Here is a 21,563-nt window from a genome sequence, read left to right on the forward strand (position 1 = left end):
TAACGGTAACAACAACACCGGATGTAACTGCTGTGCTTTCTATCTGGCGGGCAGGAACACAGGGAACTCGGTTTAAGATCCAGGATCTTTCCAATAACATACAGATAGCCCAGAGCAGCCTTGGTGGAAATCCCTCTAACTGGTTTATAACTATTGACGGCCAGGTTACCAATCCATCCGCTTCCAAATATTATGACAAGGTGGAAATACACATGGACGGCCCGAACATTTCAAATGTAGGCTGGGGGCCCGAAGATGTAGCCAATAGTGATGGAGGGCCATTCGGACTTTATGGAAGAGACGGCGGCATCACCGCTCCTACCGGCAACTACCAATTAAGAGCAAAGGTCTACAACGGAACTTCCGTACTGGTTAATCTGACTGTAAATTTTTCCATTGTTTCTTGTAACCCTCCTTCTCCTCCTTCGCTTTCCGCCAGTCCTGTCAGTATTTCACAAGGGAACAGTTCAACTTTAACTGCAACTGGCTGCAATGGCGGTACCATCACCTGGTCGCACGGACTCGGAACCGGAAGCTCTAAAAGCGTAAACCCCTCCGCAACTACCACCTATACTGCAACCTGCTCAACGGGGGGCTGTACCAGTTCCGCAGCAAGCGTAACGGTTACGGTTGATCCTCCGTCAAATCCGATTAGCATTACATTTTCGGCATGGCGTGCGGGGGCATCGGGCGTACGCAGCAAAATCATGGATCTCACAGAGAACGCCTCAATACCACTCAGCAGTTTTAACGGATCCCAGGCCAACTGGTTCATTGCGATCAACAATGGACAGGTTACCAATCCTTCCGGTACCAACTATTATGACAGAGTCGAGTTCAGGTTGGACAGACCCGGTGCAACCAATGAAGGCTGGAATGAAAATGTTGCCAATAGCGACGGTGGGCCGTTCGGGTTGCATGGTAGAGATTTCGACGCGAATCCGGCCGGAGGATCACACCAGCTTCGAGGGTTTATTGGCGTGGAAGTACTTTGGTTACCTCGCTTACGCTCAATTTCAGCATAAACAGTAGTGCGCGAATCGGCCAGGCGACATTTGCCCCGGAAACGAAGGACAGAGAGCTTGTTGTTTCCCCTAACCCGAATGCAGGGAGCTTTGAAGCCTGCTTCTACCTTCCGGATAACGGTCCCGCTACACTGACAGTTACAGATGTAATCGGTCGGATTTGGCACAGTTTGCCGGTTTCCGGGAGAGGGCGTCATCAAAAAACCATTCACCTGCCTGCCGAAGCCTCCGGTGTCTTCGTGATGATACTTAAAACTTCAACCGATATAGAAACCAGGAAAATAGTGGTAGCCAGGTAGGCAAAAATCGTTATCGAAAAAGAGAGTTGGCTGTTCCTGGCCAACCCTTCTTATTTTAATATAACAAATTTACTAACTTAGTGAATTATTCGCCTACACTATCATCAGGGGTAGCCACGCTACTCCGATGTGACCCGTCCCTTTAACCACCTATGCTTGTAACACTTTTTTACCATCTCCTATTGAATTGCCTGCCGGCGCCCCCTCCGTTTTCTTTTTTGCCGGCCCCCGACTCCGGTTTCGCTCATCTCAACAGAACTGACACCCTGCTGCCACCGGCTGAGCGGTTCAAAAAGGCGACTGCGTTGTCACAATATCTCTTCAACGGGCCGCGCTACCATGTCTATGACCGCACCGCTAAAACCCATCAGTTTTATAAGTCGAGAAACCTGCTGACCGGCACGCTTCATTACGACGGGAGAGACTACGGTCCGCTTAATATGCACTTCGATACCTCCCTGAAGCAGCTGGTCGTTGAGCAGCCTTTCAACGGCTACCTCGTCCGCCTGGATACTGCTAAAATTGCGCATTTCACCATTGACGGCGACTACTTCAGAAGCATTGCTGACCATCCCCAACTGAAAAAAGGATTCTACCAGATCATCAGCGACGAAAAAACCAAACTATACTGCCGAAGAAGTAAACAACGGATTGAAAAAGCTGAAGATCAAACACTCTATGCCATTTTCCTTACTGTTGACGCCTTTTACATGAGCGCTCCCGGCCGGGATTTTGTAAGAATACAAAAAAAGAAAGACCTCTTTCGCTATTTCCCGCAACACAAGGCACTTCTCCGCTCCTACTTCAGAACCAATCGCTCCTCATCCTTCAAAGAAGATATCGAACAACACCTTCGGGAAATTGTAAAAATCATCGACCACCCCAGCCATCACCTATGACCTTTTCTTTACAAAGTTTATATAAGATAGTCGTCGGGGTACTGCTACTCGTGCACAGTTTCCAGGCAGCGGGGCAATCGAAGAAAGACCTGGTATCCGGTGACTTCCTCAATCTCGGTTTCTCGCAATTCATTGAGGATCTCGAGCGGCAGACGGGCTACACTTTTTACTATGAGCCGGATGATTTCGACAGCCTGCAGGTAACCATGCAGGTAAAAAACCAACCCCTGCATACGGTCCTTGCCGCCCTCTTTCAGGACTCGGCGTTCCGGTTCGCCATCGATCCTGCCAACCGGGTTTTTATTACGCGAACCGCTGCCGTCATCACCTTTTTACCGGCCGACAGGTCCGTCCAGTCTCCGGATTCGGTCGTAGCCTACGCACCGCCGGAAAACGAAGAAACCACGCGCCTGATTTCCGGCGCGGAAAGCAAGGTGCATGAAATCGGTACGAAAACCTACCGGAAAAGCGCGGGAAACGCCGTTATCACCGGCTACATAAGGAATATCCGCAATGGTGAAGCGCTGATAGGCGCAGCCGTTTTTATTGAAAAACCTTCCATAGGTGCTATTGCCGATGCAATGGGCTACTATTCCATTACACTGCCCAAAGGCCGCCACACACTGAAAATCAAGAGTTTCGGCATGCGGGAAACTTATCGAACGATAGAGCTCTATGGAAACGGCACACTCGACATCGAAATGAAAGAAAGTGTAATTGCCTTGCGCGAAGTCGCTGTCATAGCAGGCGCCGACGTCAATGTGACCAGCAGCCAGATGGGGCAGGTCAAGCTCAGCATGAAAACCATCAGGCAAATACCTTCGGCGCTCGGGGAAGCCGATCTGCTGCGCACCGTCATGACAGTCCCGGGTGTAAAATCGGTCGGGGAAAGCAGCGTAGGTCTCAATATAAGGGGCGGGTCTGCCGATCAGAATCTTATCACATTCAACGACGTACCCGTCTATAACCCCTCTCACCTCTTTGGTTTCTTTACCTCTTTCAATCCGGACATCCTGAAAGATGTTGAACTCTACAAAAGCGCCATTCCCGCCCGCTATGGCGGACGACTGTCGTCGGTACTGGAAATCAACAGCCGGGACGGCAACCGCAAGCGACTGGTAGGGGCCGGTGGAATAGGCCTCCTTACTGGCAAACTTTCCATAGAAGGACCTATTGTCAAGGACAAAAGTTCTTTCCTGATCTCGGGTCGCTCCACCTACTCCGACTGGCTCCTTAAAAAGCTGGAAAACCAGGGCTTCCGAAACGGCAGCGCTTCTTTTTATGACGTAAACGTGCATCTCAGCCACGAAGTCGACCAGAAAAACAGCGTGTACCTCAGCGGATACCTCAGCGGCGACCGCTTCAGACTTCTTGGCGATACCCTGTATACCTACCAGAACAAGCTGATTTCTTTTAAGTGGAAACGCATGTTGTCCAAAAGGCTTTTCGGGAGTATTTCGTTGTCGCATAACCAATATCAATACGACATGAAAAGTACGCGGGTGCAGGAAAATGCGTTTGGAATCGATTTCGGGATCAAACAATACAACGCCAAAATAGACTTTGAATATGAACTTTCCACACGGCAGAAGTTACATTTCGGCGGTTCCTCCATCCGGTACGAGCTACAATCCGGCAGTATGTCTCCGATAGGACCCAATTCGCTCGTCCGGGAAAACAGGCTGGAACCGGAACAGGCCCAGGAAAGCGCGGTTTACCTGGAAAGCCACAGCGAAATTTCCGACCGCCTGTTGCTGTCGGTAGGTTTGAGGGGCTCAATGTTCAATTACCTGGGCCCGAAAAGTGTCTCCCGGTATGTAGAAGGCTTCCCGCTCGAAAAAAGGTACCTGAAGGAAACGGTCCGGTACAACAAAGGGGAAAACATCCAGACCTACCTGCAGCCCGAGTACCGCGCATCGCTCCGCTACGTCCTGACAGGAGGCACCTCTCTTAAAGCCAGCTTCACCACCACACGCCAGTATTTGCACCTGCTGACCAATACCATGACCGTTTCACCCACTGACGTCTGGAAGCTCAGCGACGTTCACCTGAAACCGCAGAAAGGCTCCCAGTTCTCACTCGGATGGTACCGGAACCTGCTCAACAATAAGATTGAGCTGTCGGCGGAGGCATACTACAAGGATATCCGGAACTTCCTCGACTTCAAAAGCGGCGACTCCCTGATCCTCAACCACAACATCGAGACCGCCACGGTCGTCACCAACGGGAAGGCCTACGGAATTGAATTACTGGCGAAAAAAATGTCGGGTAAGGTAAACGGATGGGTAGCTTATACCTATTCGAGAACGCTTCTCAGGGCAGTGGACAGAGCGTCGGCCGACGCCCCCAACAACGGCAATTATTACCCGGCAAACTATGACAAACCACATGACGTTACAATAGCAGCCAACTACAAACTCACCCACCGGCTCAATTTTTCGTTGAATTTCACCTATAGTACCGGGAGGCCCTATACTCCACCCATCGGCAAATACCTTGTCGAAGGCGCCTGGCGGACGTTCTATGCAGAAAGAAACCAGTACCGGATACCCGATTATTACCGGACGGACGTCTCCATCAACATCGAGGGCAATCATAAGGTCAGGAAGCTCGCACACAGTTCCTGGACGCTGGCCGTCTATAATCTCCTGGGCCGCCGGAATCCGTCTTCGGTTTATTTCCAGACCAACAGGGGAAATGTGCAGGGGTACCAGCTCTCAATATTCGGAAAACCTGTTCCGTCGATTACCTATAACTTCCGTTTCTAGACCGGCAGGCCATGAAAAGACACCCTATCCTACTGACTATATTTTTAATCCTCGCCGGTATTTCGGCCTGCATCGATCCGTTCAACCCACCCGAGGTGAACAACAGCGACCGCTACCTGGTTTACGACGGGTATTTACAGGCCAACGGGACCGATACCAGCTGGATTACCCTTTCCAGGACCCAGCGCCTTCAGGAAACTTTCAAACCTATGCCCGAAATAGCAGCATCGGTCTCCGTACACAGCGCCTCCGGCCAGGCGTATACATTTCTGCCTGATCCTGTGCAACCAGGAGTTTACTACCTCCCGCCTGCCGATTTCAACAGGGCCGAACCATACCGGCTTTCGATTAAATTACGGGATGGGAAAACCTACGAATCCAGCGAGCAGCACCTTCTTATTTCACCCGATATCGACAGTATATCCTATGAAATAAAAGGCAATGACGGTGTCCAGGTCTATGCGCATACGCATGACCCCGCCGGAAAAACCCTCTTTTACAAATGGACGTATGACGAAACCTGGGAATATGCCGCGCCGATGGTGAGCATGCTCGAAGTGATAGACAAAAAGATCGTACCGAGAGAGATCAGTGTTTTTAAATGCTGGGACGACTTCCGGGCCACCAATATCAACGTTTTCACTACGGCTACGCTGTCGAAGGACGTGGTCCGCTTCCAGCCGATTGTATATATCCCTATCAGTACCAACAAACTTTACTGGAAGTACAGCATTAACGTAAAGCAACAGGCGCTATCGCGTGAAGGCTTTGACTACTGGACTGAAATTGCCCGCAACACCGAAACCAACGGAAGTATCTTCGATCCTTTTCCAAGCCAGGTATCCGGCAACATCACGTGCGTCACCGATCCGAAGGAGAAAGTTTTCGGCTATTTCACCGGCGGTGTCACCAAATCTGAAAGAATCTTTATCACAGAGGCGCTTGGCAGATCGCCTGTATGTTTCGGCGTGGACACTATGAGCGGGAGAGACGTCCTCAACTCCACCATGCTTATTTCGAACCAGTTACCTTTCCCGGACGGCAGATATATCGTTGCACCCGGTAATTGCCTGGATTGCCGGACCCAGGGCGGCACCCTGAACCGGCCCTCTTTCTGGCGTTAATCGTGCTCAAAGGTAGAAATATGAATAAGAAAATTTTATATCCCCTTTGCCTGCTCAGTCTTTGCTGTCTCAGTACCGGTTATGCACAAGGCCAGACCTCAGCAGGCGACCTGGAAAAGCAAGTGATCGAGGGGGCGCTTAACAGGGGTTCCGAAAAAATATATGTCCACCTGGACCGCCCTACCTACCTGGTTGGCGAAACCGCATGGTTCAAAATTTCCCTGACCGATGAAAAGTTGCGTCCTTCCGGTCTTAGCAGCATTGCCTACCTGGAATTTATCGGAGCGGACCAGCGCGCGGCAATCCAGGAAAAAATCGAACTCAAAAACGGTAAGGGAAGCGGCGCCGTGCCGATTCCTGCCGACCTTCCGTCGGGCTATTACCAGGTAAGGTCGTACACCAATTGGATGAAAAACTTCGCCCATTCGTTTGAAACCAGCATTTGCATCATCAACCCCTTCCAGCCCCGTGACCCTTCTCCTGCAGAAACGCGGGAAGAGAAAACTGTGGATGTCCGGTTTTTCCCGGAAGGCGGGCAGGCATTAACCGGCCTCCCCCACAAGTATGCCTTTAAAGCACAGCAAAATGATGGAACCGGGATTGATTTTAAAGGACGGGTCGTGGATGAAACCGGTAAGGTTGTTGCCCGGTTTGCGCCGCTGCTTCACGGATTAGGGCATTTCATCTTCCAGCCGGAAGCAGCAAAAACCTACCACGCCGAAGTTGCATTGGAAAACGGCAGCACCCAACGTTTTCCCCTTGAAGCCGCAGCGAACGAAGGTTATGCCACCCGGCTTACGGAACAGCCTGCTCAACTGGAACTTACCGTCAATCTCCGCAACAGGCCGGACCGGTCACTTTACCTTCTGCTCTATGACGCTGAAAAAAGCAAGGCTTTTCAGGCACATACAAATAATGGTAAGGCGGGCTTTACCATCCCGAAATCCGTGCTGCGGCCCGGCGTAAATGTACTGGTGTTGCTCGACGAATCTCTGAAACCCGTATCCGAACGACTGTATTTCCACGAAAGCACACCCGCTTCGGTTTTGCCGAAACCCGCTTCCACCCGATTCAAAAAACGGAGTCACGTAACATTGGCACTGGAATCCGTCCAAACTTCCGACACCCTTGAAGCCTCAGTCGCTGTGTTCCTCTCCGACAGCCTTCCCGAAAGCGCGCCGCTTTCTATCAACGCCTATTTGCTTCTCACATCGGAATTAAAAGGGTATATTGAAGGCCCGGACGACTATTTTGATCCGACTCAACCCCGATTGGCCGAAGCCAGGGACAACCTGATGCTCACCCACGGATGGCGCAGGTACCGGCCTGAGGACTTGCTGGCCAAAAACCTGGAAGCAGCCTACCTTCCTGAGCTGGAAGGGCACCTGATCAGGGGCCGGGTTTTCTCCGCCGGGAACGGAGCTCCGCTTGCCAACCGGGCCGTATTCGCAGCTTATCCCACCGCAAGCCCCATGCCGTGGGTCGCAATTACCGATGACAACGGCCGGTTCCTGCTCGAAACGGGGCGCTTTTATGGCCCGAGAGAATTAGTGGTACAGGCCAACTACCGGCTCGATTCTACTGCACGTATCTCGCTCGAAAACCCTTTTCTTGAGCCGGGTAATATCCGCAACCGAACCTTCTCTCTTCCTGCTACCGCCAACTCCGATCTGCTCAAGCGTAGTATCAACATGCAAACCCAGAACAGCTATTTCCCGTATAAACGGACGCCCATTCAGCCTGATAGCAGCACCTTTTATGGCCGGCCGGATTATCGCTACTACCTCGACGACTATACCAGGTTCCCCACCGTTGAGGAGGTTTTCAGGGAGTACGTCCCCGCAGTCAATGTAAGAATTAAAAATGGCAGGTTTTATTCCAGGATTATTGAAACAGGCTTCCATAAACAGTATTTTACCGAAGACCCCCTCATCCTGCTCGACGGCATTCCCGTCATCGAGTCCGATCCTCTTTTCAGGATGGATCCGCTAAAAATCAAGCGCGCAGACGTAATCAACCGGATGTACTACCTGGGCCCGCTGGCCTTTCCCGGTATTATCAGCTGCCATACTTATACCAATGACCTTTCAGGATTTGAAATAGATAGCAAAGCGCTGATAGTTGCCTACAAGGGTGCAATGGAAAAGCGGGAGTTTTTCAACCCACGCTATGAAAACCCGTCAAAAAACAGCCTGAGAAGGCCCGATTTCCGCAATCTTTTGTACTGGGGACCATCCGTTACCATTGTCCCGGGCCAACCGGCGCAGCTCGATTTTTTCACGTCCGACCAAGCCGGCCGGTACAAAATTGTGGTACAGGCGATTTCACCCAACGGTACCACGGCTTCCGGCTTTTCCCAGTTCGAGACTATGGACTGATCACCCCTGAACAGCCCGCCACTCGCCTATCTGGCGGATCAACACTTCGTTGATCCGTACATAGCTTTCGTGCGTCCACCCCCCCACGTGCGGGGTCAATACAACTTTGTCGGATTGGACCAGGTAATCGAATACCTCCTGTTGTGCGGGTGTCAGTTTCGCCAGTTTCTCGTTTTCGAGCACATCCAGGCAAGCTCCCCTGATTTTACCCGATTTAAGGCCCGCTACCACCGCTGTAAGGTCGGCTACCTCACCCCTGGCTGCATTCACAAGGAAAAAAGGCCTGGCCATTTTATCTATAAAATCCTGGTCTATCAAATGGAAGGACTCCTCTGTTAACGGAATATGCAGACTCACGATGTCTGCTTCTTCCTGGATCTGTTCCAGCGACGCCGCCGTTGCATTTGCATCTCCGTAATTCTCCTTGTATTTGTCGAACGCCAGTACGCGGCAACCGAAACCTGAAAGCCGTTTCCCGGTAGCGCTGCCATTATTCCCATACCCGATCAGACCTACTGTTTTGCCCATCAATTCCACGCCGCGGTTCCCTTCCCGGTCCCATATTCCCTGTCTGACCTGCCGGTCGGCCCTGATGATATTGTTAAAAAGACCCAGGAGCATACCCAACACATGCTCGGCTACTGCGTCCCGGTTGCCCGTTCCCGCATGAAACAAAGCAATATTTCTTTTTTCCACTGCCGGTATGTCAATGAGGTCGAGCCCTGCCCCGGCCCGGGCTATAAAACGAAGGCGCGGCGCGCGCTCCAGAAACGCTACATCCACCACCGTCTTGCTTCTGATCATTAAGCCTTCATACGCTCCTACAGCCTCCAGTATTTCATTCCGCTTAAGCGAAGGCGCATACTCGTAATCCCATCCATCGCGGTCCAACATTTCAATCAGCGACGGATGCATCTCATCTACAATCAGAATTTTCATGGGTGTAAAAAAGTTTGAGCGGTGAGCGGTGAGGAGTGAGCTATTTATTCATCAGCCGTTTGTGTGCAGCTTGTAGCTAATACCTCAAAGCTCATGGCTATTTCATGGGTGTAAAAAAAGTTTGAGCGGTGAGGTCCCGGCAATGAGCTTCCCGCTCAGCGCCCGCGTCTCACCCCTATTTCATCAAAGCTGTTAATTTTTGTAACTTTCGGGTCAATATCGGCAAAAATAGGAATCTATCGGTTCCTCTATTTGATCATCCAAAAATATTTATGTCTGAAGACCAACGAAAGCCACTTATCGGAATAACGCTCGGTGATTACAATGGCATCGGCCCCGAAATAATATTAAAAGCGGTGCAGGGACACCAGCTCAGCAATTTCTGTACCCCGGTAATTTATGGCTCAACGCGCGTGCTGAACCGGTACCGTCAGCTGCTTAATTTCAAGGAAATGCAACTTTTTGGCGCGCAGAATATCGACCAGATTAACCGCAAACAGCTCAATGTAATCAATTGCTGGAGCGACAACCATACCGATGTAGAGCCGGGGAAGGTTACGGAAAATGCCGGCAAAGCCGCTTTTGCATCACTCAAAACTGCGGTGGAGGATCTTCGGGCCGGCAAAATTGACGCATTGGTAACCGCCCCCATCAACAAAGACAATATTCAGAGCCCCGATTTCAAATTCCCGGGCCATACCGAATACCTCGCTAACGCCTTCAGGGTACGGGAGGCGCTTATGTTCATGATTTCGGATACACTGAGAGTAGGCGTGCTGACCGGCCATATTCCCCTTGAAAAAGTGAAGGAAAAAATCACTCCGGAAGCCCTGCGCAGCAAAATTCAGCAAATGCTGAAGTCGCTCCGGAATGATTTCGGGATCACCAAACCAAGGCTCGCCGTACTGGGCCTCAACCCGCACGCCGGGGAAAACGGGCTCCTCGGAACCGAAGAAAAAGAAATAATCCACCCGGTTATCGAAGATTTCCGGTCAAAAGGAGAATTGGTTTTCGGCACCTTCCCGTCCGACGGTTTCTTCGCCGCGGCGACGTTCAAACAATTCGATGCGGTTCTGGCGCTCTACCACGACCAGGGATTGATTCCTTTCAAGACCATTGCATTTCATGAGGGCGTTAACTTCACCGCGGGCCTGCCCGTTGTCCGCACCTCACCCGATCATGGTACAGCGTACGACATTGCAGGAAAAAATGAAGCCGATCCTTCGTCACTGTTGCACGCAATTTACCAGGCGATTGACATTTGGCAGATAAGAACCGAAAACAGGGAAATCGCCAAAAATGCGTTGCGTGCAAAGCCGCATCTGAATCAGCCTAAAAACAACAAAGACGAGAAACCTCCCAGGGAAGCCCCCGATAAGGCCGAGGAAATCTTATAGATAAAGAACCCTTCGAAATCTGATATCTGTTCTCCAAAACCAACACAAATGCTAAAATCCATGACAGGGTTCGGTTCGGCTACGGTTGAGCTCCCTACGCTCACCGCTGTTATCGAAATCAAAACCCTGAATTCAAAATTTTTGGATATCTATTGCCGGATCCCCAAAAATTACTCCGACCGCGAAGTCGAGGTGCGCAATCTGCTCACTCAAAAGCTGGAACGCGGCAAAGTCGAATGTATCTTCACCATTCAGTCCAAACCCACCGATAACGCTGCTTCCATTGTCAACCGGCCCCTGGTAAAAGCCTATTTCCAGGACCTTCGGCAAACTGCCCGTGAATTGGATTTCGAGGCTGGCCCTACGGAACTGCTCCGGATGGCCATACAGATGCCAAACGCCTGCAACGCCGAGCAATCGGGCGACAGCCAGCAAAAAGAAGACGAATGGGCCCAGCTCCGAAAAGGATTTGAAGAAGCGCTATCCAAAGTAGAAGCTTTCAGGTTACAGGAAGGCGCCCTGACTGCAGGCAAATTCCTGGAGTATATCACCCAAATCGAGTCGCTGCTCGGACAGGTCCAGGAACAGGACATAAAGCGTATCCCCGCCGTACGCGAACGACTGGAAAAGAATGTCAAAGACCTCGTTCATTCCGATAGTTTTGATCCCAACCGGTTTGAACAGGAGCTGATCTTTTATGTCGAACGGTATGATATTTCGGAGGAGAAAGTCCGCCTCAAAAACCACCTGGACTATTTCAGGGAAACCCTGGCCGACCAGTTGAGCAATGGGAAAAAACTCAATTTCATCTCCCAGGAAATAGGCCGGGAAATCAATACCATCGGTTCAAAAGCCAACGATTCCGTCATTCAGCGCCTGGTAGTGCAGATGAAAGACGAGCTCGAAAAAATAAAGGAACAGACCATGAACGCAATCTGACGCGCGGATTGCCGGGGAAAGGATCCGGGGGGAAGCGCCATTAACCGGAAAAAAACAATCGCATAGTGAAATAATAAAATACTATTCGCTAGATTGGGTTACAAATAACTCCTGCCGATGATCCTTTTCCTGCTATTGCTGGCCATCAGTTCTGTCGCTTACGGACAGTTACCTCCCAAGCCATTCGGGCCGGTTCCCAGCGCCAGGCAGTTGGCCTGGCATGACCTGGAACTCTACGGGCTTGTCCACTTCACCCCCACGACTTTCGAAAACAAGGAATGGGGTTATGGTGATGCTGACCCCAAGATATTTAACCCGGCTAGTTTTGACGCCGATCAGATTGTAAAAGCAGCGAAGGCAGGCGGCCTCCGCGGAGTGATCCTGGTTGCCAAACACCATGACGGGTTTGCCTTATGGCCTACACATACTACTGAATACAATATTTCCAAGAGCCCGTTCAGAGGTGGAAAAGGAGATATGGTAATGGAATTCATGGAAGCCGCCCGGAAAAACGGGATTAAATTCGGCATCTATTGCTCGCCCTGGGACCGGAATAACCCTGCTTACGGTACGGCCGCTTATCTCGAAATTTACCGTAACCAGCTCAAAGAGCTTTACAGCAACTACGGGGAACTTTTCATGTCGTGGCACGACGGAGCCAACGGCGGGGACGGCTATTATGGGGGCAGTCGCGAAAAAAGATCCATTGACAATACGGTTTACTACGACTGGGACAACACCTGGAACGAACTGACGCGAAAGCTCCAGCCATCCGCCAATATTTTCAGCGATATTGGTTGGGATGTCCGCTGGGTCGGCAATGAAAAAGGCGTAGCGGCGGAGACCCATTGGGCCACCTTTACCCCCAAACCCGCCGAAGGCGCGCATGCAGCCGTTCCGGGGCAGTCCAACTACAAAGAAAACCCGACCGGGAACAGGGACGGGAAATTCTGGATCCCTGCTGAATGCGACGTCCCCCTCCGGAAAGGCTGGTTTTACCATCCCGATGAAAAAGCAAAATCCCCGGAAGCCCTTTTCGACCTTTACCTGAAAAGTGTGGGCCGCGGTACCGCGCTTGATCTTGGGCTCGCTCCCGCGCCCGAGGGATTGCTGGATACCGGTGATGTAGAAACGCTGACCACTTTCGGCAACAAGCTAACCAACACCTTCTCGGTAAATCTTCTCAGAGGAGCCAACCTGAAAGCGTCCAATGTACGCGGCTACAACTCTATTTACGGCACCAAAAACCTCACCGATCAGAAGAAAGAAACTTACTGGGCCACCGACGACGACTTCAATACGCCAACGCTTGTTATCAGCTTTCCGAAACCGGTAGTTTTCGACATTTTTGATATACGTGAAAACATCAGGCTCGGTCAGCGGATCGGGAAGTTCACGCTTGAAATTGAAGAAAACGGCGCCTGGAAAGAAATTCACCGCGGCACCTCTGTTGGCGCACGACGGTTGGTCAAATTTGATGCACCGATAACCGCTCAGAAAATAAGGTTAAATATCACCGAATGCCCCGTCGCCGTAGCGATAAGCGAAATGGGAATTTACAAGGAAGCAAAATAGAGCAGTCGAAGCAAATTATAAAGCACTACAGCAAGTCTACCAAAGTTGATTTGTCCAGCACTTCGAGGTTGGCATCGCGCCACCTTTGCATCACATTCCGGAGGGTACATTCTTCTTCACTCTGACAGTCCTCACATCTGCCATAGAAATAAAGCGACACGCAAAGCGTAGGCGACAGGGGGCCGTCAATTACCCGGATCACCTTCGAAAAACTGACCTCCTCGGGCGGAAGCCGCAGCATATAGCCGCCTCCTTTCCCTTTCTGGCTTTGCAATACCCCGTTGTTGCGGAGATCCAGCAGGATCGCTTCCAGGAACTTCTTGGGGATTCGTTCTTTTTCGGAAATATGAGAAATTAAAACAGGTCCCTTTCCATACTCTTGAGCGAGCACTTTCAACGCTTTGAGCGCATATTTTGCTTTTTTTGAAATCATAGAAATTGAAACAAACCTGTTTTATAGAATCACCGGCCGCTTGCAAACGCCGGTCTCTTTCCCAAAAGTACGAAAGTTTTCAGATATACGCAGCCCTGTTCAGACAGCTGAACAGGGCTGCAGACCTCTATCCTGACACAAAAACGTTACCTCAGTTCCGCGGGATCTTCCCGCCGTTCAGCAGCCCTTGCATGCGTTCCAACGTTTTCTTCTCTCCGCAAAGTGAAAGAAACGCTTCTCTCTCAAGATCAATAAGGTACTGTTCTGAAACCTCCTGGGGATAGCTAAGGTCGCCGCCGCAGATTACGTACGCTAGCTTCGAAGCTATTTTGCCGTCATGCTCTGTAATATAATTGGCCAGCTTCATCTGCTCGATTCCCGCCATAAACAAAGCAATACCGGCGCGTCCCTGTACTTTCACATCCGATCGTTCTTTCGGTTGGGTGTACCCGTTTTCCGCCAGCTCAATAGCAGCCTGCTTCGCTTCGGCAAGCAGCCTGCTTCTGTTAAGTACGATCAGGTCCTTTTCCTGGAGGTAGTTCATGTCAAAAGCATCGCGTGCAGACGTCGAAACTTTCGCCTGGGCAATGTTCATGAAAGCATTCTGCAGAATGTTAAGCTCCGGGTCGCCTTTCTGGTACAGGTCGGAGCACCGCAGCGCCATTTCTTTCGTACCGCCCCCGGCTGGAATAACCCCTACCCCGAGCTCTACGAGCCCCATATACAATTCAGCCGAAGCAACTACTTTGTCCGCATGCAGGTTCAGCTCGCAACCACCACCCAATGCCAGGCTGTGCGGCGCAGTCACAACCGGGATGGAGGAATAACGCGCCCGCATCATTGTTTTCTGAAACTGGCCGATCACCAGGTTGATCTCATCAAACTCCTGCTCGATCGCAAACATAAACAACATCGCCAGGTTGGCTCCTGCCGAGAATGCTTCCACGCCTTCATTACCGATTACCAATCCCCGAAAATCTTTCTCCGCCACCGATATCCCCTTGTTGATCCCCTCGATCACTTCTGCCCCCATGGTATTCATTTTGGAATGAAACTCCAGGTTCAGAATGCCGTCGCCGATGTCATACAACGATGCGCCGGCATTTTTCCAGATAATGTTGTCAGAGAGGTTCCGCAGGTACAGGAAACCTTCCTGGCCCGGGATAGGCAGGTAGGATTTGGAAGGAATGTCATAGTAAAGACGGTTTCCTTTCTCGGTCTTGTAGAACGAATCATGCCCGGCCGCCACCATGTCATACACCCAGGGGGCGGGCTTGTGATCCAGAGCCTCCATCATTTCCAGGCCCTTTTTTACCCCGATGGCATCCCAGGTCTCGAAAATTCCCAATTGCCACCCGAACCCTGTCGTGATTGCTTGGTCAATGCGGTACAGCTCATCTGCAATCTCGGGAATCCGAAACGAAGCATACCTTGAAATATCTGCAAACGTCTGCCTGTAAAACTCTCCGGCTTTGTCTTTGCCTTGCATAAGAACCGGCAGGCGCGCGCTTAAACTGTCGATCGACTTGGTGGCTTCAAGGGTTTCAAACTTGACCTTACCTGCCGGTTTGTACTCAAGGCTCTGCATATCCAGCGCCAGTATTACCGACTTTCCGGCCTCGTCTTTTATTTTCTTATAGAATCCCTGCCCGGTTTTATCGCCCAGCCATTTTTTCTCGAAAAGCTTTTCTACAATTCCCGGTAGCAGGAACCCGTCTCGGGATTCGTCCGTCTTCTCACCTGAAGCATACAGGTTCTTCGCAACATTTACCGTCGTGTCAAGACCTACCACGTCGGAAAGCCTGAAAGTACCCGATTTCGGTTTTCCGCTGACAGGACCGGTGAGCTTGTCTGCCTCTTCTATCGTTAACCCAAGCGCTTCTGTAATCCTGATGGTCTGCAGCAAGGCATAAATTCCCAGCCGGTTGGCGATAAAGCCGGGGGTATCCTTGCAAAGGACAGTTTCCTTCCCGAGAAAAAGATCGCCGTAGCGCATCAGGAATTTCACGACTTCCGGGTCTGTATCCGGAGCGGGAATAATTTCGAGAAGCCGGAGGTAGCGCGGCGGGTTAAAGAAATGAGTTCCGCAAAAATGCTTCCTGAAATCCTCGGACCTCCCTTCTGCCATCAGGTGAATCGGTATCCCGGAAGTATTGGAGCTCACCAGGGTACCAGGCCTGCGAACAGCATCTACTTTTTCATACAGTGCCTTTTTCACATCGAGCCGCTCCACTACCGCTTCAATCACCCAGTCGTAATCACTGATCTCTTTAAGGTTGTCATCAAAGTTTCCCAGCCTTATGTTTTCAGCCAGATCGGGCGTATACAAAGCGGCAGGCGATGCCTTCAGCGTATTCTGAAATGACTCGTTCACAATCCGGTTGCGGACGGCAGGGCTTTCCAGTGTAAGTCCCTTTGACTGCTCAGCCGGGGTAAGCTCCTTTGGAACGATGTCCAGCAGGAGCACCTGTACGCCTATGTTAGCAAAATGACTGGCGATGCGGGAGCCCATAATTCCGGAACCCAGCACGGCTACTTTGCGAATTCTTCTATTCATAACCTCAATAATTCGTTTTCTTGACTCTGAGTAAATCTTTTATCAGTTATCCCTCCAGTACGTCGGCATTTGCACTTCCTTCCGACCGGAGTTTCTGGTTTTCCTCTTCGACAATCGCATTGATCTGCTGCATCACGTCGAAAAATACCACCAGTTTATCCAGGGGTATTTTATGCCTGATCAGGTTGTTGAAACTTATGACCCCCTCGCGCGCAAGCTCTCGTTTCTCTTTTCCCTTGGCGGTCAGGACAATCCGCACAAAACGTTTGTCATTGTCGTCCACTTCCCGGTAAATAAGTCCTCTCTCCTCCAGGGTTTTCAGCATTCGTACCATACTCCTCGGTTCCATCCCCAGTGACGGCCCGATTTTGGTGGCAGGGGTGCCATTCTCCAGGTCGATATTCAGCAAGACATAGCTCGTTGCCATGGTCATATCAAAGCGGGCAGCAAAGCCATTGTACATTTTAGAAATGGAGTGCCATACCCACTTGATGTGAAAATCTACTGTTTTTTCCTTACGCATAACCTAATAATTTCCACACTCCCCACAAGAGCGCTCCCCACAAATGTAATGAAATTTATCAGTATTATGCAAGCATACCTTTTTGAGCAATAACAGGCCCTGGTTCCATAATTCTGGTCAATTCTTCTACTTTTTCAAGAATTGCATTTTAACATTGGACAGGTACTTTGCAAAATCTATAAATTTGTCAGAAATCTCCGGATGACTATGCAAAGCCCCGAAAATCCCGAAAAGATGGAACAGACCCCGCCCTATCACGTACCGGTGATGCTGAAGGCCTGTCTGGACGGGCTGAATATCCGGAGAGACGGAATTTATGTAGACGTCACCTTCGGCGGGGGCGGACATTCCCGCGCCATACTGGAGCAGCTGGATACCGGCAAGCTGGTGGTTTTTGACCAGGACCCCGACGCTTTCGAAAATGCCGCCGAACTCCAGGACGATCCCCGGTTCCTGTTCATCCAGGCCAACTTCCGGTTCCTGAAGCGCTACCTGAAAATTCACCGGATCCCGTTAGTAGACGGCATTCTGGCCGATCTGGGGGTTTCCTCTCACCAGATCGACGATGCTTCACGGGGTTTTTCCACCCGCCTGGACGGCCCGCTGGATATGCGCATGAATACGGACCAGGACGAATTTTCTGCCTGGGAAGTAGTCAATGAATACTCAATTGAAGAATTACAGCGCGTGCTGGGCCGGTACGGCGAAGTACACAATGCGAAAACCCTTGCCACCGCCATCTTCGCAAGCAGGCACAATGCCCCTATTGAAACGGGCCAGGCGCTGATTGCAATACTGAAACGCTTTGCACCGAAATTCAAAGAGTTCAAATACTATGCACAGGTCTTCCAGGCAATCCGGATCGAAGTCAACCGGGAGCTGGAAGCACTTGAAGATTTTCTTACCCAAACCCAGGAAGTAATTAAGCCGGGCGGCCGCCTGGTAATTATGTCCTACCATTCCCTGGAAGACCGTCTGGTGAAAAATTTCATCCAGAAGGGAGATTTCCAGGGTGAGCCCAGAAAGGACTTCTACGGCAACGTCCTGAAGCCCTTTGAGCCGGTCAACCGGAAGCCCATTGAAGCCGACGACGCCGAGGTGGCGAGTAATCCGCGGTCGAGAAGTGCGAAATTACGGGTCGCCGAGAAACTGCCCGAATAAGCACACCACCCACACAAACTTAATTTTCCTACTTCACATGGCTAAAAAACAACCGGAGCCATTAAAGCCCCGCCCCCAATATAAGCTGTTCAACTGGCTGAACCGGCTTTTACCGCTGGACCGTTTTTTTGCTGAAACAACCAAGAACGGGCCGAATGACACCCGGATTCCGGTTGCTTATTTTAATTATTTTCTCTGGGTCATCCTGCTGCTCATTGTGCAGGGACGAATCGGTTACTGGGATGAAGTCAACGCGCGGAAAACAGTGCTGCTGAGCCAGCGTGCGGAGAATATGCGGGCCGAATACACTACCCTCGTCTCGGAAAATATGAAAAGCGGCAAACAATCCGTTGTTCAGACAAAGCTGTTAAAAGACAGCATTATGGAGCGAAAATCACCGCCGGTCAAGATTGTCGTGGACAATACCCCGGAAGAATAGCATCCGCCTTTTTTTAACCCGAACTTCATTACCAAATCAAGGATCAGTTTATGTCGAAAGCAATAAAAGGCGGGAAAAGCAACAAGCAAATTCTAATCCTCCGGGCCTACCTGGTAACCGGCATGATGGCCGTGCTCGGCCTTGCTGTTTTTGTCAAGCTGATCGGCATCCAGTATTTTGATAAGTATGATGGCAAAACCTGGAAAGAAAGAGCCGAAGCCAGTAAGGAACGCGAAATCAAGATTCCTGCGCTGAGAGGAAACATCTATTCTTCCGATTCAAGCGTTCTGGCGACGTCCCTTCCGTTTTACCACGTGGGCATGGACGTAAAAACTGCTGATTCTTCTTACTTCGAGGCCCATATCAAGGCGTTTTGCGCCAGTTTTGCGGCGCAATATCCCGATGGCAAGTCGGCTGCCACACTTGAGCGGGAAATCAGGTCAAAACGAAAACGTTCCGCCAAAAGCAGCCGGTACATGCGCCTGATTCCCGGAACCGTCAATCATTTCGAACGCGAGCAGATTAAAAAACTCCCGTTTTTCGCCTCGGCCAAGGGCGGCGGCGGCGGGGTGTTTGAGACCGTCCCGCTCCGGTACAAACCTTTTGGCCAGATGGCAAGCCGCACCATCGGGACACACTCGGCCGAAAAGTCGAAATCGGTCGGAATTGAAGCCAGCTTCAACACATTTCTCGCCGGGAAAGGGGGCACGCAGCTCGTCGAAGTCGCCGAGAAAAACATGAAGATCCCCATCGGCGACTTTATTGAAAGGCCGGTACCGGGAATGGACGTGTACACGACGCTTGATATGAACATTCAGGATTTTGCCGAAACCGCTTTGAAAAAAGCCGTCCTGAACTTCAACGCCGACAACGGCTGTGTGGTTGTTATGGAAGTAAGCACCGGTGAGATCAAAGCACTCGTAAACTTCACAAACGACAACGGCGTATTGAAAGATATTTTCAACTACGCGCTTCAGAATGCTTCCGACCCCGGATCTACCTTCAAGCTGGCTACTTTAATGGCTGCTACCGAAGAAGGTAATTTCAATATCAACCAGGAGATGGTAAATACCGGGAGCGGCAAATACCGGCTGACGCGGAATATTACCATTTCGGATGTCCGGAACTTCGGTTACGGCACCATTTCGGCTAAGAAAGTACTGGAGGTATCAAGCAACGTAGGAACCGTTCTCCTCGCGCAGAAATATTTTGGCAAAAACCCTTCGAAATACAGCGAGTACCTGGACCGTTTCCAGCTCCGCGGTCAAACGGGTATACCGATGGAAGGAGAAGTGGCCTCCCAAATTAAAAAGCCTTCTGATAAAAACTGGAACAAGGTCATCTCGCTGCCTTTCATCTCCCATGGTTACGAGATGAAAGTAACTCCTCTCAAAATGCTGACGTTTTATAACGCAGTAGCAAACAACGGATTTATGGTGCGGCCCATGCTGGTCAGAAAAATCCGGTCCAACCAGGAAATTGTGGAAGAATATAAGCCCCAGGTGAGCAAGGAGCGAATTGCGTCGGAGTCTACCATCAGGCAAATGAAGGAGGCCCTGGCGGGTGTGGTTGCCAACGGCACCGCACATAAAATCAACTCGCCCTACTACAGCATTGCCGGGAAAACGGGGACCGCGCAGCTTAACGGCCCCAAAGGTCCGGAAGAAGGAAAATACCATGCCTCTTTTGCCGGCTTTTTCCCACTCGACAAGCCGAAGTACAGTATGATCATTTCAATCAACAACCCTAAAGGTTATTCGCTGTCTTCGCTCTACGGCGGTAGCGTATCCGCGCCGGTATTCAAAGAAATTGCCGACCGGATCTATCTCTACGACGTGAGCCTGCACAACTCGCCGGCGATAAAACCGCAAAAGCAAACAGAAGGCGAAAGCCTTTATCTTGCCGGCTATTCAAATGACCTGAATGCAATAGCAAGTGAGTTAAAGCTCGCCAGGCAACCGACCGTCGAAAACCAGTGGATCACCGGGAAAATAAAAGGACGGGAAAGCTCTGTCTGGCAGAAAAAATACCCGGCTGAGATCCGCCTCCCGGACGTAAGCGGCATGAACCTCAGGGATGCCCTCTTCCTCCTGGAAAACAAAGGCTATAAGGTGCTATTCCAGGGCTCCGGCAAAGTTGTATCCCAGGATTACCGCGAGAACGGGGCACTGAAAGAGGTATTGCTGACGCTGAAGTAGGTTGGAAGTCGGAAGTCAGAGATCAGAAATCGGAAGTCGGAGATCGGAAGATTGCAGTGGGAATCAGGTATTAGCGTACCGGGCCGAAAGCGGCTCGCGGAGCATCAGTTCGTCTCAATGTAAGCCTTTGTCGGGTTAGGGTTGATGGTATCCGACTCCACCAGGCCGTCGCGCAGGCGGATGATGCGGTGGGCATAGTGCGCAATATCTTCTTCGTGCGTCACCATTACGATGGTATTGCCCTTGGCATAAAGCTGGTCGAACAGATCCATGATTTCATATGACGTTTTACTGTCAAGGTTACCGGTAGGTTCATCGGCAAGTAAAATACTGGGATCGTTCACGAGTGCACGCGCGACCGCTACCCGCTGGCGTTGTCCCCCCGAAAGCTCATTGGGCTTGTGATGCGCACGGTTTTCGAGACCTACGTTTTTTAGTGCGAGCATTGCCTTCTCTGTCCGCTCTCCCTTGCTCAGTCCCGCATATACCAGCGGAAGCGCCACGTTATCAAGCGATGACATTCTCGGCAACAGGTTAAAGGTCTGGAACACAAACCCAATTTCCTTGTTCCGGATCCCCGCCAGTTCTCCGTCGCTCATATCGCTCACATCTTTTCCATTCAGGATATAACGGCCGGTCGAAGGTGTGTCCAGACAGCCGATGATGTTCATCAGCGTAGATTTTCCTGATCCCGACGGTCCCATGAAAGCCACATATTCGCCCTTATTGATGTGCAGGGTTACCGATTTAAGCGCGTCAATAATTTCCGCACCCATCACATAACGTCGCGAAATATCTGTGGTTTCGATTATTTTCATCTGGATAAAGTTTTGAGCCTTGAGTTGTGAGCCTTGAGTTGTGAGGCATGAGCTTTTGGTTATCGATGATCTTCCTGACGTGACCGCCACC

General features: G+C 50.8%; 17 protein-coding genes. 12 read left to right on the forward strand and 5 right to left on the reverse strand.

Annotated elements, in window-relative coordinates; genetic code table 11:
* Positions 1 to 32 precede the first annotated feature (32 nt).
* The 6 genes from ABD852_RS06050 (at position 33) to ABD852_RS06075 (ending at position 8,493) form a co-directional block, all read left to right on the forward strand.
* Positions 33 to 1,025, forward strand: coding sequence for a hypothetical protein (locus tag ABD852_RS06050; RefSeq protein ID WP_345027180.1), 993 nt, complete (start codon positions 33 to 35; stop codon positions 1,023 to 1,025).
* Entirely contained in the window at positions 992 to 1,324 is a 333-nt protein-coding gene (locus ABD852_RS23050) for a T9SS type A sorting domain-containing protein (protein WP_425568773.1), read from the forward strand. The genes ABD852_RS06050 and ABD852_RS23050 overlap by 34 nt, the downstream gene beginning before the upstream one ends.
* 152 nt (positions 1,325 to 1,476) lie before the next feature.
* Complete coding sequence (locus tag ABD852_RS06060; RefSeq protein ID WP_345027186.1) at positions 1,477 to 2,223, forward strand: hypothetical protein; 747 nt, start codon at positions 1,477 to 1,479, stop codon at positions 2,221 to 2,223.
* Positions 2,220 to 4,991 carry a TonB-dependent receptor gene (locus ABD852_RS06065; RefSeq protein ID WP_345027190.1) on the forward strand — a complete coding sequence of 924 codons (2,772 nt, stop codon included), beginning with the start codon at positions 2,220 to 2,222 and terminating at the stop codon, positions 4,989 to 4,991. Before ABD852_RS06060 ends, ABD852_RS06065 begins: the two co-directional genes overlap by 4 nt.
* An 11-nt stretch (positions 4,992 to 5,002) precedes the next feature.
* The gene (locus ABD852_RS06070) at positions 5,003 to 6,115 is read left to right on the forward strand and encodes a DUF4249 domain-containing protein (RefSeq protein ID WP_345027193.1); all 1,113 of its coding nucleotides are present in this window, start codon (positions 5,003 to 5,005) and stop codon (positions 6,113 to 6,115) included.
* A gap of 20 nt (positions 6,116 to 6,135) precedes the next feature.
* Complete coding sequence (locus ABD852_RS06075; protein ID WP_345027197.1) at positions 6,136 to 8,493, forward strand: hypothetical protein; 2,358 nt, start codon at positions 6,136 to 6,138, stop codon at positions 8,491 to 8,493.
* Here ABD852_RS06075 and ABD852_RS06080 read toward each other — a convergent pair whose 3' ends face one another.
* Positions 8,494 to 9,432, reverse strand: a complete 939-nt coding sequence (locus ABD852_RS06080; protein WP_345027199.1) for a 2-hydroxyacid dehydrogenase — start codon at positions 9,430 to 9,432, stop codon at positions 8,494 to 8,496. It abuts the gene before it with no gap.
* Between the two features lie 272 nt (positions 9,433 to 9,704).
* Here ABD852_RS06080 and pdxA point away from each other — a divergent pair, with 272 nt between their 5' ends.
* The 3 genes from pdxA to ABD852_RS06095 all read left to right on the forward strand — a co-directional run bounded on the left by pdxA (position 9,705) and on the right by ABD852_RS06095 (position 13,343).
* Positions 9,705 to 10,829 (forward strand): 4-hydroxythreonine-4-phosphate dehydrogenase PdxA, encoded by a 1,125-nt coding sequence (pdxA, locus tag ABD852_RS06085; protein WP_345027200.1) that lies wholly within the window; start codon positions 9,705 to 9,707, stop codon positions 10,827 to 10,829.
* 48 nt (positions 10,830 to 10,877) lie between these two features.
* Positions 10,878 to 11,768 (forward strand): YicC/YloC family endoribonuclease, encoded by an 891-nt coding sequence (locus ABD852_RS06090; RefSeq protein WP_345027204.1) that lies wholly within the window; start codon positions 10,878 to 10,880, stop codon positions 11,766 to 11,768.
* Positions 11,769 to 11,885: 117 nt separating this feature from the next.
* Positions 11,886 to 13,343, forward strand: coding sequence for an alpha-L-fucosidase (locus ABD852_RS06095; RefSeq protein WP_345027206.1), 1,458 nt, complete (start codon positions 11,886 to 11,888; stop codon positions 13,341 to 13,343).
* A 25-nt stretch (positions 13,344 to 13,368) separates the two neighbouring features.
* Here ABD852_RS06095 and ABD852_RS06100 read toward each other — a convergent pair whose 3' ends face one another.
* The 3 genes from ABD852_RS06100 to ABD852_RS06110 form a co-directional block, all read right to left on the reverse strand.
* Positions 13,369 to 13,776: an RrF2 family transcriptional regulator gene (locus ABD852_RS06100; RefSeq protein ID WP_345027208.1), complete on the reverse strand. Its 408-nt coding sequence runs from the start codon at positions 13,774 to 13,776 to the stop codon at positions 13,369 to 13,371.
* Positions 13,777 to 13,927: 151 nt separating this feature from the next.
* Positions 13,928 to 16,333 (reverse strand): 3-hydroxyacyl-CoA dehydrogenase/enoyl-CoA hydratase family protein, encoded by a 2,406-nt coding sequence (locus ABD852_RS06105; protein WP_345027211.1) that lies wholly within the window; start codon positions 16,331 to 16,333, stop codon positions 13,928 to 13,930.
* A gap of 46 nt (positions 16,334 to 16,379) precedes the next feature.
* Entirely contained in the window at positions 16,380 to 16,856 is a 477-nt protein-coding gene (locus ABD852_RS06110) for a MarR family winged helix-turn-helix transcriptional regulator (protein ID WP_345027214.1), read from the reverse strand.
* A 234-nt stretch (positions 16,857 to 17,090) separates the two neighbouring features.
* On the opposite strand from ABD852_RS06110, the gene rsmH reads away from it, so the two are divergent.
* The 3 genes from rsmH to ABD852_RS06125 are packed head-to-tail and all read left to right on the forward strand — an operon-like array spanning position 17,091 to position 20,654.
* Positions 17,091 to 18,017 carry a 16S rRNA (cytosine(1402)-N(4))-methyltransferase RsmH gene (gene rsmH, locus ABD852_RS06115; protein WP_345027217.1) on the forward strand — a complete coding sequence of 309 codons (927 nt, stop codon included), beginning with the start codon at positions 17,091 to 17,093 and terminating at the stop codon, positions 18,015 to 18,017.
* A 37-nt stretch (positions 18,018 to 18,054) separates the two neighbouring features.
* Entirely contained in the window at positions 18,055 to 18,456 is a 402-nt protein-coding gene (locus tag ABD852_RS06120; RefSeq protein WP_345027219.1) for an FtsL-like putative cell division protein, read from the forward strand.
* A 50-nt stretch (positions 18,457 to 18,506) separates the two neighbouring features.
* Complete coding sequence (locus ABD852_RS06125) at positions 18,507 to 20,654, forward strand: penicillin-binding transpeptidase domain-containing protein (protein ID WP_345027222.1); 2,148 nt, start codon at positions 18,507 to 18,509, stop codon at positions 20,652 to 20,654.
* A 104-nt stretch (positions 20,655 to 20,758) separates the two neighbouring features.
* Here the strand turns inward: ABD852_RS06125 and ABD852_RS06130 are convergent, their stop codons facing one another.
* Positions 20,759 to 21,472 carry an ABC transporter ATP-binding protein gene (locus ABD852_RS06130; RefSeq protein WP_345027226.1) on the reverse strand — a complete coding sequence of 238 codons (714 nt, stop codon included), beginning with the start codon at positions 21,470 to 21,472 and terminating at the stop codon, positions 20,759 to 20,761.
* Positions 21,473 to 21,563: the final 91 nt, after the last annotated feature.

Source organism: Ravibacter arvi (genome assembly GCF_039540405.1).
Classification (GTDB): Bacteria; Bacteroidota; Bacteroidia; order Cytophagales; family Spirosomataceae; genus Ravibacter; species Ravibacter arvi.

Bases quoted from the DNA above. Each gene is read 5' to 3' on its own strand.
- ABD852_RS06060 (WP_345027186.1), top strand. From the start codon at position 1,477: ATGCTTGTAACACTTTTTTACCATCTCCTATTGAATTGCCTGCCGGCG.
- ABD852_RS06065 (WP_345027190.1), top strand. From the start codon at position 2,220: ATGACCTTTTCTTTACAAAGTTTATATAAGATAGTCGTCGGGGTACTG.
- ABD852_RS06070 (WP_345027193.1), top strand. From the start codon at position 5,003: ATGAAAAGACACCCTATCCTACTGACTATATTTTTAATCCTCGCCGGT.
- ABD852_RS06075 (WP_345027197.1), top strand. From the start codon at position 6,136: ATGAATAAGAAAATTTTATATCCCCTTTGCCTGCTCAGTCTTTGCTGT.
- ABD852_RS06080 (WP_345027199.1), bottom strand. From the start codon at position 9,432: ATGAAAATTCTGATTGTAGATGAGATGCATCCGTCGCTGATTGAAATG.
- pdxA (WP_345027200.1), top strand. From the start codon at position 9,705: ATGTCTGAAGACCAACGAAAGCCACTTATCGGAATAACGCTCGGTGAT.
- ABD852_RS06090 (WP_345027204.1), top strand. From the start codon at position 10,878: ATGCTAAAATCCATGACAGGGTTCGGTTCGGCTACGGTTGAGCTCCCT.
- ABD852_RS06095 (WP_345027206.1), top strand. From the start codon at position 11,886: ATGATCCTTTTCCTGCTATTGCTGGCCATCAGTTCTGTCGCTTACGGA.
- ABD852_RS06100 (WP_345027208.1), bottom strand. From the start codon at position 13,776: ATGATTTCAAAAAAAGCAAAATATGCGCTCAAAGCGTTGAAAGTGCTC.
- ABD852_RS06105 (WP_345027211.1), bottom strand. From the start codon at position 16,333: ATGAATAGAAGAATTCGCAAAGTAGCCGTGCTGGGTTCCGGAATTATG.
- ABD852_RS06110 (WP_345027214.1), bottom strand. From the start codon at position 16,856: ATGCGTAAGGAAAAAACAGTAGATTTTCACATCAAGTGGGTATGGCAC.
- rsmH (WP_345027217.1), top strand. From the start codon at position 17,091: ATGGAACAGACCCCGCCCTATCACGTACCGGTGATGCTGAAGGCCTGT.
- ABD852_RS06120 (WP_345027219.1), top strand. From the start codon at position 18,055: ATGGCTAAAAAACAACCGGAGCCATTAAAGCCCCGCCCCCAATATAAG.
- ABD852_RS06125 (WP_345027222.1), top strand. From the start codon at position 18,507: ATGTCGAAAGCAATAAAAGGCGGGAAAAGCAACAAGCAAATTCTAATC.
- ABD852_RS06130 (WP_345027226.1), bottom strand. From the start codon at position 21,472: ATGAAAATAATCGAAACCACAGATATTTCGCGACGTTATGTGATGGGT.